The organism is Chryseobacterium viscerum (assembly GCF_025949665.1).
Lineage (GTDB): Bacteria > Bacteroidota > Bacteroidia > Flavobacteriales > Weeksellaceae > Chryseobacterium > Chryseobacterium viscerum_A.
In genome coordinates, this window is the sequence record NZ_JAPDFT010000001.1 from 339,848 (window position 1) to 353,694 (window position 13,847).

The window sequence follows — 13,847 nt, forward strand, 5'->3', positions numbered from 1 at the left end:
AATCAAACAAAATCCAAATATTATGAAAACAAGACAAGAACAAATCCAGGCAATAGAACAGGACTGGCTGACAAACCCACGTTGGAATGGCGTGAAAAGACCATATACTGCTGAGGAAGTTTTGAAACTCCGTGGTTCTTATACCATAGAATATACGATTGCTACGGAAATGTCCAAAAAATTCTGGAATAAATTAAATAACCAGGATTATGTGGCAGGACTTGGAGCGCTTACAGGTAATCAGGCAGTACAGGAAGTAGATGCCGGACTGGAAGCTATTTATCTTTCAGGTTGGCAGGTGGCCGCAGATGCCAATTTATCAGGAGAAATGTATCCGGATCAGTCACTGTATCCTGCCAATTCAGTGCCTTCCGTGGTAAAAAAAATTAATAATGCCTTATTGAGAGCAGATCAGGTACAATCTGTGAGTGGAACCGGAGATAAAGAATATCTGGTACCTATCATTGCTGACGCAGAAGCCGGCTTTGGAGGTAACCTGAATGCTTTTGAACTGATGAAGCAGATGATTGAAGCAGGAGCAGCTGCCGTACACTTTGAAGATCAGCTTTCATCCGCAAAAAAATGTGGACATTTAGGCGGGAAAGTATTGGTGCCAACGCAGGAGGCGGTCAACAAACTGATTGCTGCACGTCTGGCTGCCGATGTATTGGGAGTTCCGAGCCTTATTATTGCAAGAACAGATGCGGATGCTGCAGATTTGCTGACTTCTGATATTGATGACAGAGATAAAAAATTCGTAACAGGAGAGAGAACTACTGAAGGATTTTATGTAGTAAGAAACGGAGTAGAACAGGGAATCGACAGAGGGTTGTCCTATGCACCATATGCAGATCTGATCTGGATGGAAACCTCAAATCCTGATCTGGAGCAGGCAAGGAGATTTGCAGAAGGAATTCATGCGAAATTTCCTGGGAAAATGCTTGCTTATAATTGTTCCCCTTCATTCAACTGGGCAGCAAGACTGAGTGTAGAAGAAATGTCTACTTTCCGTGAAGAGCTGGCAAAAATGGGGTACAAATTCCAGTTTATTACATTAGCTGGTTTCCATGCCCTGAATACGGCAATGTTTGAATTGGCCTTAGCCTATAAAGAAAGAGGAATGGCTGGGTACTCAGAACTGCAGGAGCGTGAGTTTGCCTTGCAGCAGAAGGGATTCAGAGCGGTGAAGCATCAGTCTTTTGTAGGGACAGGGTATTTTGATGAAATACAGAATGTTGTTACAAACGGTTCTTCAGCCACTGTAGCGATGAAAGATTCTACAGAAACTGCACAATTCCATTAGTCATTTTTTTCCATATTTTTTGATGTTAAACCTTCCTTATTAGGGAGGTTTTTCTTTGTTTAAAACACTGTAAGCCTGTTTTTAGTTCGTTCAAATCATAGAGTAACAAAGGAGTAAATGTCATTTGATAAGTAATTAAAATTTGAATTATATTTGGGGACGAAAAAATATTATTAAAAAATGAATTTAATTAAAGTACTTTTTATTACATTAGGATTAACACTTACTGCAAATGCTGCCAATGCTCAACAGAAGATTGGAAGTGTAAATACAGAAGATATTTTTGCAAGTTTATCTGAAGTAAAAACTATAGGAACTACTATTGATAATCTGACTAAAACAAAGCAGACTGAAATTGAAAAGCTGATCAATGATTATCAGACTAAACTGAAAGCGGCACAGGACAAAGAAAAAACTTTAAGTGAGGCTAATAAAGAAGCTGTAACTAAAGAACTGATTGCAGCACAAACAGAATTACAAGGTTTAGGTAAAAAAATAGAAGAAACAAGAGCGCAGGCTGCTAAAGATATTTCTGCTAAACAAAATGAAATGCTTTCTCCACTACAAAAGAAAGTAAGAGATACTATCTTTGCTGTAGCTAAAGAAAAAAACCTGAACTATGTATTTGATACAGCAGCACAGGAATCTAATAACCTGCTTTATACTGACGGAAGTGAGGATATTACTGCAATTGTAAAAAGTAAACTGGGAGCTACAGCAACTGCTGCTAAGCCTGCCGGGAAATCTAAATAATAATTTCAATATACTGAATATTGAGCGGAATCAGAGACATCTGATTCCGTTTTTTTTATTTTAGAAAATGGAAGTTCTGTTTTAAAATGATAAATTTGAGTAAACTTTCAGGAGCATGAATTTAATGTACGAAAAACAGATAAAGGTAACCGAAGAACATATTGATCAGAACAACCATGTAAATAATGTACAATATGTGCATTGGGTAGAAGAAGTGGCAGGAGAACACTGGGACCTTCTGAAACATCAGACCGAATATGTAAATGATGTCTGGATGCTTCTGGACCACCATATTCAATATAAAAAACAGGTTTATCTGAATGATATAATCACAGTAAGAACCTATCCTATAACTCCTGAAGGGGCCAAACAACCAAGAAAAGTCGAATTTTATTGTAATGATGAACTTGTGGTAGATTCAAGTACACTCTGGATTCTCTTCGATCCGGAAACCAAGAAGATCAAACGTCTGGGAATTGACTGGCTCGAGAAATTTTTTTAGACAGATAAAATAATTAAAATCAAAGTATGGAATAGAACTTTGATTTTTTATTTTTAACCTACAATATTCAATAAAAAACTACATAACATGAAATTCTTTTATTCGTTGGCTTTACTATTGTTGGGCATAGCAGCTCATAGTCAGGAAAATCCTTACCTGTTCTCTGATGATATTAAAAAGAAGGTGGAAGATCCTGCTCAAAGTCAATCCTGGAGAAGTCAGATGGGGGCAACATATTATTCCATAAGCGGGCAATATAAACCAGCACTGGAAAGTTGGGACCAGACTTTCGGAAGAGAGAAAAAGCTAACCGCTGCGGATAGTCTGAAATTCACAAAATTAATTCCGGTTAATGCAAAAGAGTATATTCTGAAAAAAGCAGCCGATGAGAAAATCATTATCATTAATGAAGCACATCACAATGCCAGCCACAGAACATTTGCATCTTCCTTACTTCAGGGTTTATATGACAGAGGTTACAGATACTTGGGAGTTGAAACACTCGAAGGAGACTCTTTAAATACCATAAAATTTGCTACGCTCAACAGCGGATATTATTCTCAGGAACCGGAATTCGGAAACTTTATTTACAATGCTCTGAAAATTGGATTTAAGCTTTTTCCCTACGAAGCAGAAGGAAACAATAAAGAAAGAGAAATTGGAGAAGCCAAAAATATCTCCGATTTTATGCAGCAAAACAAAGAGGGGAAATATCTGATTTATTGTGGATATCAGCATGCTTATGAAGGAATCCATAAATCCTGGGAAAAAACAATGGCTGGACGACTTTCAGACTTAACAGGTATTAATCCGTTTACCATTGACCAGACTCAGTTTTCAGAGAAAAGTTCCCAGAAGTATAATGAACCACTTTTGAGATTGGTAAACAATACTGTTCCGGTTGTTTTGAAAGATGATAACGAAATGATCTATAACGGCGAAGATAAAGAACTGTATACAGATATTAAAGTCATTCATCCCGTTACAAAATATATCAAAGGCAGACCAGGCTGGATGCTGAAGGAAAACCGGAAGTTTTATAAAATTCCGGCATCTAAAATTTCAACATATCCGGTTATGGTTTTGGCTTACCGGAAAGGTGAATTTGAGCAAAAAGGAATTCCTGCCAATATCATTGAAATCAATACCTCTAAAGACAATCGTTTTTTAATCCTAAATAAAGGAAATTATGATATTGTTATTAAAGATAAAGAGTACAAAGTCATTAATAGATTTGAGAAAAGGATAAAATAAAATACAACTAATAGGTTGAATAAAATGAGGCAATGAAAAATAAGTTGAGAAAAATCATCATTAATAATATTGAGTATGTGTATTCTGTAACAAATCAATTCCATTCTGAAACGGAAACCAATACTCTGACTGTGAAAGTTTTTTTAAGAGGGCAAAAACAAACACCTTTAATCATCAAATTTGTTACTGCCGATGATTATATGATGGGACAGCCTTTAAAATCAGGGGTTAAGCTGGTAAATAAATTTACAAGCTCGGAAAATGAGGTCAATCTTAATGAACCCAAATACATCAAACAGTTGATTGTATTGGGATTAAAAAAAGGATGGTCAGGTTTCAATTCAATAGATATACAAAACGGACTTGATTATTTGAATGAGCTAGGTTTTGAAACAGGTAAATTAGTTCCCGGAAAATAACTGATTTTTTCTTCTATGTAATATAATAAGACCCACAATTGTTTTTAATAGAGACATATCAAACAAACATTACCATGAAACCATCCGTTTTAACGATACTTTTTTTAAGCTTTTTCTTCACAGGTTATAGTCAGACTGCAGAACAGTCAAAAGCAATTGATAGCTATCTAAAAAAGGTTATTCAAATCAATGAGATACCAGGGATGGCCGTAGGAATCGTTAAGAATAATAAAGTAACTTTCCAGAAATACTATGGAACGGAAACTTTAGAGAGTGATAAAAAAGTAGATGGCAATTCCATGTTCAGGATCTATTCTACTACGAAACTGATGTCAAATATTGGGTTCTTTCAGCTTGTAGAGCAGGGAAAAGTATCTTTAGAAGATAAGATATCAAAATATATTGATAATGTGCCGGCAGAGTGGCAAAATGTTCGGGTGAAAAATCTTTTATCTCATTCCTCAGGATTACCAGACTGGATCCGTTTCAGTGATATTGCAACAGATGCTTCCAATGCCGAGGTGATTGCGCGGTTATCAAAAGAAAAAATGGAATTTGAAACCGGAAGTGATTATAGGTACAATCAAACAAACTACATGCTGATTGCGATGATCATTGAAAAAATAACAGAAGAGAAATTTGAAGATTATATCCTGAAGAATCAGTTTTCGGATTCTAAAAATCAGATGGTATTTTCATCCAATTCTATTGAAAAAATTCCCAACAGAATTGTAAAATATATCTATAATAAAGATACACATCAATACGATAAATCTACATTTGTGGAAGGAAGAAGAGCGCATTCAGCCAATGGCCTGGCCATTACATTGCCTGCTTTTTTACAGTGGAGCATTCATTTGAGTAAGAATGATTTTCTAAAACCTGCTACACAAGAATTGATGTGGAAACCGTTTGAATATAAAAATAAAGATATCAGCTTCACTAATGGCTGGGATATGGATACCTTTAATAATATTAGATCTTATAATTTTTCAGGTGGAAATGTAAGTGCTTACAGGATTTTCCCGGATAATAATATGGCTATTGTAGTGATGTACAACGGATATAAAGAATTTGCGGTGATGTATCAGATGATCAATCAAATTGCTGGTATTATGAATAAGCATATGCTGAATCCTTACACCTTGGCAGAAGAATATACAAAGTCTGAACCTTTTGTTCATCCTGATCTTAAAAAAGAAATATATGGCTACCGGACAGAGAAGGACAATATTATTTTTTCTTACCAGTTTCCAGACAAACAAAACATAGAACATATCAAAAGTGTTTCAGTTACAGGCTCATTTAATGATTGGAATCCTGATAATCAGGTATATCGTATGAATTTGAAAAAGAACAATACTTTTGAGCTGGTATTGCCGAAATCTCAGTTTGAAAAAGGAAAAAACCATCAATTCAAATTTGTTATGAATAAAAACGGCTGGCTTTCTGTACCTTACAACGCTATCAATGTTGATGGCTCACAGGATAATAATTTAACCTTTAAGATTGACTAAAAGTATATATTAATATCACTGTAATAGAAACAGTCTTTTCTGTGTTAAGCGGTTTTATCATATCTTTGCAGTATGATACGTATTACAAAAATTTTTACATTTGAAACAGCTCACGTGCTTTACAATTACGATGGGAAGTGTAAAAATATGCATGGACATTCCTATAAGCTGTTCGTAACAGTGAAAGGAAAACCGATCAATGATATTGAAAATCCTAAAAATGGAATGGTGGTAGATTTCGGAGATATCAAAAGTATCGTAAATGCCGAAATTGTAGATGTATGGGACCATGCGGTTCTTGTCAATGCTCTGTCTCCACACAAAGAGCTGGGGGATGACCTGGAACAGAAAGGTCATAAAGTAATCTATTGCAGCTTTCAGCCCACCTGTGAAAACATGTTGTATGCTATTGCTGCTAAAATCAAATCAAAACTTCCTGAAGGAATTTCTTTAGCCTATCTTAAACTTCATGAGACAGAAAACTCTTATGGAGAATGGTTTGCAGAAGATAATCAATAATTTACCCCAAAACTCAGAAGGTGTTAAAAACGATAATTAATTTAGAACCTGGAAAAAAAGTATACTTCGCTTCAGATCAGCATTTTGGAGCACCCACTCCAAGTGAGAGCAAAGTGCGTGAAGAAAAATTTATACGCTGGATGGATGAGATCAAAGAAGATGCTCAGGTTTTGTTTTTAATGGGTGATCTTTTTGACTTCTGGCATGAATGGAAGCATGTTATTCCCAAAGGATACGTCCGGGTACTTGGGAAAATTGCAGAACTTAAAGACAGAGGAATTCATATCTATTTCTTTGTCGGAAACCATGATCTGTGGATGAAAGATTATCTGGAAGAGGAAATTGGCTGTACAGTATTTTATCAGAAGCAATATTTTGAAATGGGAGGAAAGGAGTTTTTGCTGGCCCATGGAGACGGGCTGGGACCTGGTGACAAAGGATATAAAAGAATGAAAAAATTATTCACAAATCCGGTGGCACAATGGTTCTTCAAATGGCTTCATCCCGATATTGCAATGAAAATTGCATTATACCTTTCTCAGAAAAATAAAATGATCTCAGGAGAAGAAGACAAAGCATTCCTGGGAGAAGATAAAGAGTTCCTGATCATTTACTCTAAAGAAAAGCTGAAGTCTGAGAAGATAGACTATTTCATCTATGGACACAGACACCTGCCAATGGTACTTGATCTGGAACAGAATTCAAAATATGTCAACCTCGGAGACTGGATTTCCTATTTTACTTACGGGGTTTTTGAGAAAGATTTTGAACTGAAGACTTTTGAAAAATAGAGCAAAAAAAATTACCCCTAAAAAGAGGTAACTTTCGAACGGGCCGAAACCCATTCTTGTTTTTAATCCATATTCCATTCAGGTATGAGCAAGAAGCTTACCAAAATAGAATTTGCAGATTAAAAAATTATTAAATATCAATATTTTATCTTTATAATTGCTTTATACTGAAGTGATAAGGTGCTTAAAAAGTTATGGAATTAAAAAATATATTCAATATACAGACTGAACAGGATTTCCTGAATGCATCATTGAAAACATTCCGTTATCAATATGAAAATGTTGAAATATACAGGAAATTCATCGACTTTCTGAATATTAATCCTGATGAGGTAGATAGCTTGGTGAAAATTCCGTTTTTACCTATCGAAATGTTCAAAAACCATCAGATTCTGGATAAAAATATAAAAACAGATCTGTTTTTTCAGAGTTCAGGAACAACGCAGATGAATCTGTCAAAGCATTTCATTGCAGATCCGGAACTTTACGAAGAAAGTATTTATAAAAGTTTTGAACAGTTTATCGGGAAACCGGAAGATTTTATTTTTCTGGGCTTACTTCCAAGTTATCTGGAAAAACAGAATTCGTCATTGATCTATATGGTAGATTATCTGATGAAGAAATCTGCCAAACCGGAAAACGGATATTTCCTTTATAACCATTCAGATCTTTTTGAGCTGTTGAACACACTTCAGGATAAGAAAGTCATTCTCTTCGGAGTTTCCTTTGCTCTTCTTGATTTCCTGGATTACTGTCATTCTGAAAGGAGCGGAGAATCTCTGAATTTTCTTGACAACTTAGTAGTGATTGAGACCGGAGGAATGAAAGGCAGAAAAGAAGAAATGACCAAAGATGAATTGCTGAAAATCTTACAGGACGGCTTTAAGACAGATAAAATCTACTCAGAATACTCCATGACGGAACTGCTTTCACAGGCATATTCTCTTGGAAATAATGAATATAAATGCCCGAATTGGATGAGAATCATGGTTCGGAATGCTGAAGATCCTCTGGCCTATGAAAAAGAAGGAAGAACCGGGGCTATTAATATCATCGATCTTGCCAATACTCATTCCTGCTCCTTTATTGCGACGCAGGATTTAGGTAAAATTACAGGGGATAAGTTTCAGGTATTGGGAAGAATAGATCATTCCGATATCAGAGGATGCAGCCTGCTGGTAAGCTAAAAGACTGAATGTAAAAAGTAATAGTCAATAGGCAATAGTCAATTTGCTACGCTTGTCAATTTTTTCTAATCGTAATAAATAAAGAAAAGATAACCCGCAACTTTTGCTGAGTGAAACGCCTTTGCAAACATTTAACAGCAGTAAATAAATATTTTGTGAACATTGCGTTTATAATATTGACTATTAGGAGAGCGCATTATCATTAATACTTTTTACATTGTACATTTTACAGTTATAACCAATGCTCAAAATTGAAGAACTTATCCACGCCTACATCCATTCCCACTGCGATTTTGAAAAAGAAATTGTACTGACCAATTATTTCCAGGCTGATTGGGAAGCAGATATTTTGATCATAGATTCAGAAGGGGAAAGTCATGAAATAGAGATTAAGTTTTCGAAAAGTGATTTTAAAAATGATTTCAAAAAATCATATCTCAATAAAGATACCGGAGAAAAATTTCTGAAACATGATAAAATTTCCTGTGGTGATTATATATGTAATTCTTTTAGCTTTTTGCTTCCGATGGGAATGATAGATGCTGCTCTTATCCCCGAACACTGCGGAATCATTGAGTTTTACCATAATGCAGATACCTGGGAAACCGAATTTTATCTGATCCGTCCACCCAGAAAACTTCACGAAGATTCCTACTGGAAACTGAATGATAAAGATCTTTTCATCAGAAAAATGGCTTTGAATCTTCTCCAGCGCAAAATGGAAATTAAAGGAAAACATGAAGAACTTATTTTCAAGAACCCTTTTGATATCAAAAAACTGAAATAATGCTAAAAGATTTCTGTAAGCTTATCAGTATGATTTAAACGCAAAGTTTAGTTTACTCTTTTTAATATTTTATGGAAGCAAAGAAGAAATCAATGAAATTGATTCTGATTAAGTTGAGGCTATCATATCGCTCAATCAACGACGCAGTCGTTATCACTTTGCTCCCTTTAAATAAAAACATTTTCATATAAAAACTTTGCATTTTAAAAATTTAGAATTATTTATTAAAAACAGAAAATAAAAAAATCCTGCCGCCTGACAGGATTTTATCATTGAATATTATTTTAAAAATTAATCTGCAACTTCTGCAGTGTCTCTCTGAAGCAGGAATTTGTAGATCAATCCTCCTACAACTCCTCCTAAAATAGGAGCTACCCAGAACAGCCAAAGCTGTGACATGGCAATTCCTCCCATGAAGACAGCCTGTGAAAGTGATCTTGCAGGGTTTACAGAAGTATTGGTAATAGGAATAGAAATCAGGTGAATCAAAGTAAGAGCAAGACCGATAGCAAGACCGGCAAATTTACCGTTGGCCCATTTATCTGTAGCTCCCATGATCACAATAAGGAAAAAGGCAGTTAATAAAAACTCAGCCAGGAATGCGGCTCCCATGCTGAAAGCTTTTCCGTTGTAAACGGCTTCTCCGTAAAAGTTCGTGGCAAAATCTCCGGGTTTTGAGAATTCTACCGCTCCTGCACCGTTTAGGATTGTATACAGACATCCTGCTGCTACAATAGCTCCCAGACACTGGGCTACGATGTAAGGAATAAGGTCTTTGGCAGGAAATCTTCCCCCTGCTAAAAGTCCAAAAGAAACTGCCGGATTAAAGTGCCCTCCTGAGATATGGCCTACAGCGTAAGCCATCGTAAGAACAGTAAGACCAAATGCCAAAGCAACTCCTAAAAGTCCAATGCCAATGTCGGGAACACCAGCTGCGAAAACAGCGCTTCCACACCCTCCGAAAACAAGCCAAAATGTGCCGAAAAATTCAGCGAAAAGTTTTTTTATCATGTTGTTTATTATTTATGTATCTCAAATGTAAAATTTAAATCTTAAAGTAAAAAGTTAAAACTGAAAAAAAAACTCAAAAAAGTGTGAACAAAAATTATAAAATCGATAATTTGGTGTAAAGTTTGTTTGGGATTTATTTATAGAGTATTATAGTCGGTTTTGAAAGATATAACATAAATGTTTTATCTTTCATTTGTAATTTAAAAGGATGGTGAATGAGAAAGTTTCTTTGTGTGGTCTTTGTACCCTTTATTTATAGTTTACATTATTCGCAGGCAGCAAAAAAGGCTTTTCCCTGCTATGATCTTACTACTGTATTGAAGGTTGAACCTACACCGCTTTACAAACCCCATCTTGATGCCTCAAAGAGTTTTGGAATACAGCTGCTGAAAGATTCTAAAATACTGCAAAAGTATATCAACAAAGGTAAATTCCACAAAATAAAAAAATCAGGTAAAGGATATCAGGTCCAGAGACTTGATTACAGCAGGGCTTATATGGTATCGAAGGCCAAAACTACCCTTGAGAAAATAGGTTCAAAGTTCAGTAAAGATACAAAAGGAGGCACTTTCACCGTTTCATCCATTACCAGAACACTTGAAGACCAGTGCAGGTTGAGAAGAGTGAATTCCAATGCCTCACTAGGGATTAGTTCTCACAATTATGGTAACTCTTTTGACATTTCTTATGTAAGATTCAACAACGTTCTGAAGTACAATCCGAAAATGGAAATAGCACTTGAGAAAGTTTTAAAGCACTATCAGAATGCCGGTAGAATATATTACATTAAAGAAAGACAACAGAGCTGTTATCATATTACTGTGAAAAATTATTAATTAAAATCTTACTTGCATAGCATGTTTAGTTTATATATTTTTATAGGACTAAAAACTATGCTTATGTCAACATTAAACATTGTAGACTATATGCTCCCTGTAGAAGAATGCAGAGCAGCATCAAACGAATGGAAAGCGTATTTCTCTGACTTTTCCAAAATTCAAAAGCTGATTCCTACCAACTATGTTTTTAATATTTCCAGTGAGCACCTTGAGTGGATGAAGGGCTTTAAGGACTATAAAGACTTTTGTGCAGCAGTAGGAGTTTATAGAGATCGTATGATCCTTATTTTTTATCCAATGAATAATGAAGGGGTAAAAATAGACGTTAAAGAATATCCGTACAGTTTCCTTACAGAGCTTGATAAAGACTTGAGACTACAGGAAGTTCAGGAATATACTGTTATTAGAAACGCCGTTCTTTCTAAAAATCTTGAGAGTACAGAGAAGAATGCTAATATGGGATTCCCGGTTTCCAACGCACCTATTCTTGAGCAGGATATAGCTGTATCAGCTATTGAACGTTGGAGAAACGAAGGAATGGAGTGGTTTTATAAAGAATGCAGAGAAAATGAAGGCATTGGAATTTTCAGAAAATTCTATGTTCCTACCGCAGACCTTTGCCTTGAAGATGATGGTTTGTTGGGTATTACCTGTTCTTTTGGCCTTAGATACAATGATATCTATGGAAAAATTCTGGTAACTCTTATTTTTATTTCTTCCAGAGCAAATCTTAGAAATTCGGAACTGGGAGCAGAGACTGTTTCCAATACTTATGACTGGGCAAAACCATGTCCTCCTATCTGCCGTATTCCGGATGTAGATGTAGGAAGTGGATTTTAAAAACGATAAACTGAGGAATGGCTGGACTTTATAAGGCAATTTTATTCCTGAATTATGCACTGCTTCTATCTGTTATACTGCTGGGAGCAGTAAAATACCGCATATTAAACCAAAAAGAAAAGCAGTATTTTCATTGTATTGCTTTTCTTTTTTTTATTGAACTGCTGAATCTGGCGCTGCCCTATATCTTCAGACTTAATGATACATCATTTCTTTATCCTTTTTACATTGCAGGAGAATTTTTTTTGCTGACAGGTTTATTTATCAGAAAACTGGATTGGCCGAAATATACTCTGGGTCTTACAGGCTTGCTTGCTGGAAGTTTTATGATTTCAAAATATGGGATTGATTATCCGTCCAATGCAGATATTGCAAAAGTAGTTTCCAATATTGTTATTATCTGCCTTTCCGGGGCTACCCTGATCCGTGAGATTAAAAATACCTCTGCACAGAACCGTTTTATTCTGGTAGATGCCAGTATCTTTTTCTATTATTCAGTTTCGGTATTTATTTTTATCATTCAGCACCAGATTGCAGATCTGTCGGAAAACGATTATTATATTATTCTCAGTGCCAATAATATTCTTTCGAGTATTTTGTACTGTTCATTTTTATACACATTTATCAGATTAAAGAAGTAACTTTAAATATCAATCTGCTGATCCTTATAATTGTTACCATAACAGTTATAGTATCCTTTATTCTGCTTGCCTACAGAGCTTTTATAACCAGAATTATTAAAGAGAAAAACGTGCAGCATGAGGCTGAAGTTCTTCATCAGAAAAAATTAGTACTGGAAAACATCAAAGCCCAGGAAGAAGAAAGAAAGAGAATTGCAGTAATGATTCATGATGACATTGGAAACCGGCTCAATATTCTTTCTTTATGGTTGAATAACCTTGATACCCAGGGTGATGAGTTGATAAAAAAAAATATCTATGGCCAGATGTCTTCTCTGATTGATGCAGCCAGAAGTATTTCCCATTCATTGTACCCTGTAAATCTGGAATCGGTAGGGCTGGTTTTATACGTTGAGGAATTAATAGCCAACCTTTCCCATAAAATTAATATATCCCTGCAAGTGATGCCGGGATATGAGAAGAAAGATCTTTTCGCAGAAGTGCAGCTGTACAGGATTATTCAGGAATTTACTACCAATGTAATCAAGCATTCTGAAGCAGAAGACCTTTGGATCTATATTAAAGATTATCCTGAAAATACGGCTGTTATTATTTCTGATAACGGACAGGGTTTTGAATATGAAGAAGTGAAAAAAGGAATGGGAATAAAAAATATAGAATCCCGTATCAAATCAATGAACGCAACACACAAATGGAAAAAAACTTTTTCGAATAAAGGAAGTCGTTTAATTATAAAAATTCCAAAATATCATGAGTTCCCAAATCAAACTAGCACTGATTGATGATGAACAGCTGATCCTCGAAGGGGTAAAAATGTTGCTGTCCAATGAAAAAAATATATCGGTATGCCTTACCGCGGATAATGGCCCCGATTTTATAGAAGACCTCGGAAAACTTTCAGAAAATGAATTTCCTGATATTGCCCTTGTAGATGTTCAGATGAAACCTATGAACGGTTTTGAACTGGTAGAAATTCTGAAGGAAAAATATCCCGATCTTAAAATTATTATCCTTTCATCCCATTATAAAACTTCTATTTTAGGATATATGGTCAAGCTCGGAGTATCGGCTTTTCTTCCCAAAAATTCAAATAAAAAAACATTTATTGATGCCATTACGATGGTTGATAAAAATGGAGTTTTCTTTACTGCGGAAGACCATCAGATGCTGTTTACCTATATGAATGGTTCTGCCAAGAAAAATTCTCTTTTTGAAACAGAAGATGAACTGTCTGAAAGAGAAAAAGACGTGGTAAAACTGATCTGCCAGGAGTTTACCAATAACGAAATAGGAGAAAAACTCTTTATCAGTCCCAGAACCGTAGAAAGCCACAGGCAGCGTATTCTGGAGAAGATAGGAGCCAAAAATACTGTGGGAATAGTGATTTATGCTATTATTAACAATATTTATTCCCTTGAAAAAATGTAATCTGATTCCGTAGAAATACGGATTTTTTTATTTGGTACTTTTCACTCTACCTAACC

The 13,847-nt window shown here is 35.4% G+C and carries 16 protein-coding genes; 15 read left to right on the top strand and 1 reads right to left on the bottom strand.

Going from position 1 to position 13,847, the window contains the following annotated elements:
* Positions 1 to 22: 22 nt before the first annotated feature.
* The 10 genes from aceA to OL225_RS01610 all read left to right on the top strand — a co-directional run bounded on the left by aceA (position 23) and on the right by OL225_RS01610 (position 9,032).
* Positions 23 to 1,303: an isocitrate lyase gene (gene aceA, locus OL225_RS01565; RefSeq protein ID WP_255816595.1), complete on the top strand. Its 1,281-nt coding sequence runs from the start codon at positions 23 to 25 to the stop codon at positions 1,301 to 1,303.
* Positions 1,304 to 1,483: 180 nt separating this feature from the next.
* Positions 1,484 to 2,056, top strand: a complete 573-nt coding sequence (locus OL225_RS01570; RefSeq protein WP_264517054.1) for an OmpH family outer membrane protein — start codon at positions 1,484 to 1,486, stop codon at positions 2,054 to 2,056.
* Positions 2,057 to 2,171: 115 nt separating this feature from the next.
* Positions 2,172 to 2,558, top strand: coding sequence for an acyl-CoA thioesterase (locus tag OL225_RS01575; protein WP_264517055.1), 387 nt, complete (start codon positions 2,172 to 2,174; stop codon positions 2,556 to 2,558).
* A gap of 87 nt (positions 2,559 to 2,645) precedes the next feature.
* Positions 2,646 to 3,812, top strand: coding sequence for a hypothetical protein (locus OL225_RS01580; RefSeq protein ID WP_264517056.1), 1,167 nt, complete (start codon positions 2,646 to 2,648; stop codon positions 3,810 to 3,812).
* Positions 3,813 to 3,844: 32 nt separating this feature from the next.
* On the top strand, positions 3,845 to 4,231 hold the full coding sequence (locus OL225_RS01585; RefSeq protein ID WP_264517057.1) for a hypothetical protein: 387 nt from the start codon (positions 3,845 to 3,847) through the stop codon (positions 4,229 to 4,231).
* Between the two features lie 74 nt (positions 4,232 to 4,305).
* Positions 4,306 to 5,748: a serine hydrolase gene (locus OL225_RS01590; RefSeq protein WP_264517058.1), complete on the top strand. Its 1,443-nt coding sequence runs from the start codon at positions 4,306 to 4,308 to the stop codon at positions 5,746 to 5,748.
* 72 nt (positions 5,749 to 5,820) lie between these two features.
* Complete coding sequence (locus OL225_RS01595) at positions 5,821 to 6,267, top strand: 6-pyruvoyl trahydropterin synthase family protein (protein ID WP_264517059.1); 447 nt, start codon at positions 5,821 to 5,823, stop codon at positions 6,265 to 6,267.
* 20 nt (positions 6,268 to 6,287) lie between these two features.
* The gene (locus OL225_RS01600; protein WP_264517060.1) at positions 6,288 to 7,058 is read left to right on the top strand and encodes a UDP-2,3-diacylglucosamine diphosphatase; all 771 of its coding nucleotides are present in this window, start codon (positions 6,288 to 6,290) and stop codon (positions 7,056 to 7,058) included.
* Between the two features lie 194 nt (positions 7,059 to 7,252).
* Positions 7,253 to 8,245 carry an acyl transferase gene (locus tag OL225_RS01605; RefSeq protein WP_264517061.1) on the top strand — a complete coding sequence of 331 codons (993 nt, stop codon included), beginning with the start codon at positions 7,253 to 7,255 and terminating at the stop codon, positions 8,243 to 8,245.
* 241 nt (positions 8,246 to 8,486) lie between these two features.
* Positions 8,487 to 9,032, top strand: a complete 546-nt coding sequence (locus tag OL225_RS01610) for a hypothetical protein (RefSeq protein WP_264517062.1) — start codon at positions 8,487 to 8,489, stop codon at positions 9,030 to 9,032.
* Positions 9,033 to 9,323: 291 nt separating this feature from the next.
* Here the strand turns inward: OL225_RS01610 and aqpZ are convergent, their stop codons facing one another.
* Complete coding sequence (gene aqpZ / locus OL225_RS01615) at positions 9,324 to 10,040, bottom strand: aquaporin Z (RefSeq protein WP_047379563.1); 717 nt, start codon at positions 10,038 to 10,040, stop codon at positions 9,324 to 9,326.
* Positions 10,041 to 10,258: 218 nt separating this feature from the next.
* On the opposite strand from aqpZ, the gene OL225_RS01620 reads away from it, so the two are divergent.
* The 5 genes from OL225_RS01620 to OL225_RS01640 all read left to right on the top strand — a co-directional run bounded on the left by OL225_RS01620 (position 10,259) and on the right by OL225_RS01640 (position 13,791).
* A complete protein-coding gene (locus OL225_RS01620; protein ID WP_264517063.1) occupies positions 10,259 to 10,879 on the top strand; it encodes a DUF5715 family protein in 621 nt (206 codons plus the stop codon).
* Between the two features lie 63 nt (positions 10,880 to 10,942).
* Entirely contained in the window at positions 10,943 to 11,722 is a 780-nt protein-coding gene (locus OL225_RS01625) for a hypothetical protein (RefSeq protein ID WP_264517064.1), read from the top strand.
* A 17-nt stretch (positions 11,723 to 11,739) separates the two neighbouring features.
* The gene (locus tag OL225_RS01630) at positions 11,740 to 12,363 is read left to right on the top strand and encodes a hypothetical protein (RefSeq protein WP_264517065.1); all 624 of its coding nucleotides are present in this window, start codon (positions 11,740 to 11,742) and stop codon (positions 12,361 to 12,363) included.
* Between the two features lie 110 nt (positions 12,364 to 12,473).
* Positions 12,474 to 13,145 (top strand): sensor histidine kinase, encoded by a 672-nt coding sequence (locus OL225_RS01635; protein ID WP_264517066.1) that lies wholly within the window; start codon positions 12,474 to 12,476, stop codon positions 13,143 to 13,145.
* Positions 13,114 to 13,791: a response regulator gene (locus OL225_RS01640; protein ID WP_047378903.1), complete on the top strand. Its 678-nt coding sequence runs from the start codon at positions 13,114 to 13,116 to the stop codon at positions 13,789 to 13,791. Before OL225_RS01635 ends, OL225_RS01640 begins: the two co-directional genes overlap by 32 nt.
* Positions 13,792 to 13,847: the final 56 nt, after the last annotated feature.

Excerpts from the sequence above, each read along its gene's own strand:
- aceA (WP_255816595.1), top strand. The coding sequence starts at position 23 with ATGAAAACAAGACAAGAACAAATCCAGGCAATAGAACAGGACTGGCTG.
- OL225_RS01570 (WP_264517054.1), top strand. The coding sequence starts at position 1,484 with ATGAATTTAATTAAAGTACTTTTTATTACATTAGGATTAACACTTACT.
- OL225_RS01575 (WP_264517055.1), top strand. The coding sequence starts at position 2,172 with ATGAATTTAATGTACGAAAAACAGATAAAGGTAACCGAAGAACATATT.
- OL225_RS01580 (WP_264517056.1), top strand. The coding sequence starts at position 2,646 with ATGAAATTCTTTTATTCGTTGGCTTTACTATTGTTGGGCATAGCAGCT.
- OL225_RS01585 (WP_264517057.1), top strand. The coding sequence starts at position 3,845 with ATGAAAAATAAGTTGAGAAAAATCATCATTAATAATATTGAGTATGTG.
- OL225_RS01590 (WP_264517058.1), top strand. The coding sequence starts at position 4,306 with ATGAAACCATCCGTTTTAACGATACTTTTTTTAAGCTTTTTCTTCACA.
- OL225_RS01595 (WP_264517059.1), top strand. The coding sequence starts at position 5,821 with ATGATACGTATTACAAAAATTTTTACATTTGAAACAGCTCACGTGCTT.
- OL225_RS01605 (WP_264517061.1), top strand. The coding sequence starts at position 7,253 with ATGGAATTAAAAAATATATTCAATATACAGACTGAACAGGATTTCCTG.
- OL225_RS01610 (WP_264517062.1), top strand. The coding sequence starts at position 8,487 with ATGCTCAAAATTGAAGAACTTATCCACGCCTACATCCATTCCCACTGC.
- OL225_RS01620 (WP_264517063.1), top strand. The coding sequence starts at position 10,259 with ATGAGAAAGTTTCTTTGTGTGGTCTTTGTACCCTTTATTTATAGTTTA.
- OL225_RS01625 (WP_264517064.1), top strand. The coding sequence starts at position 10,943 with ATGTCAACATTAAACATTGTAGACTATATGCTCCCTGTAGAAGAATGC.
- OL225_RS01630 (WP_264517065.1), top strand. The coding sequence starts at position 11,740 with ATGGCTGGACTTTATAAGGCAATTTTATTCCTGAATTATGCACTGCTT.
- OL225_RS01640 (WP_047378903.1), top strand. The coding sequence starts at position 13,114 with ATGAGTTCCCAAATCAAACTAGCACTGATTGATGATGAACAGCTGATC.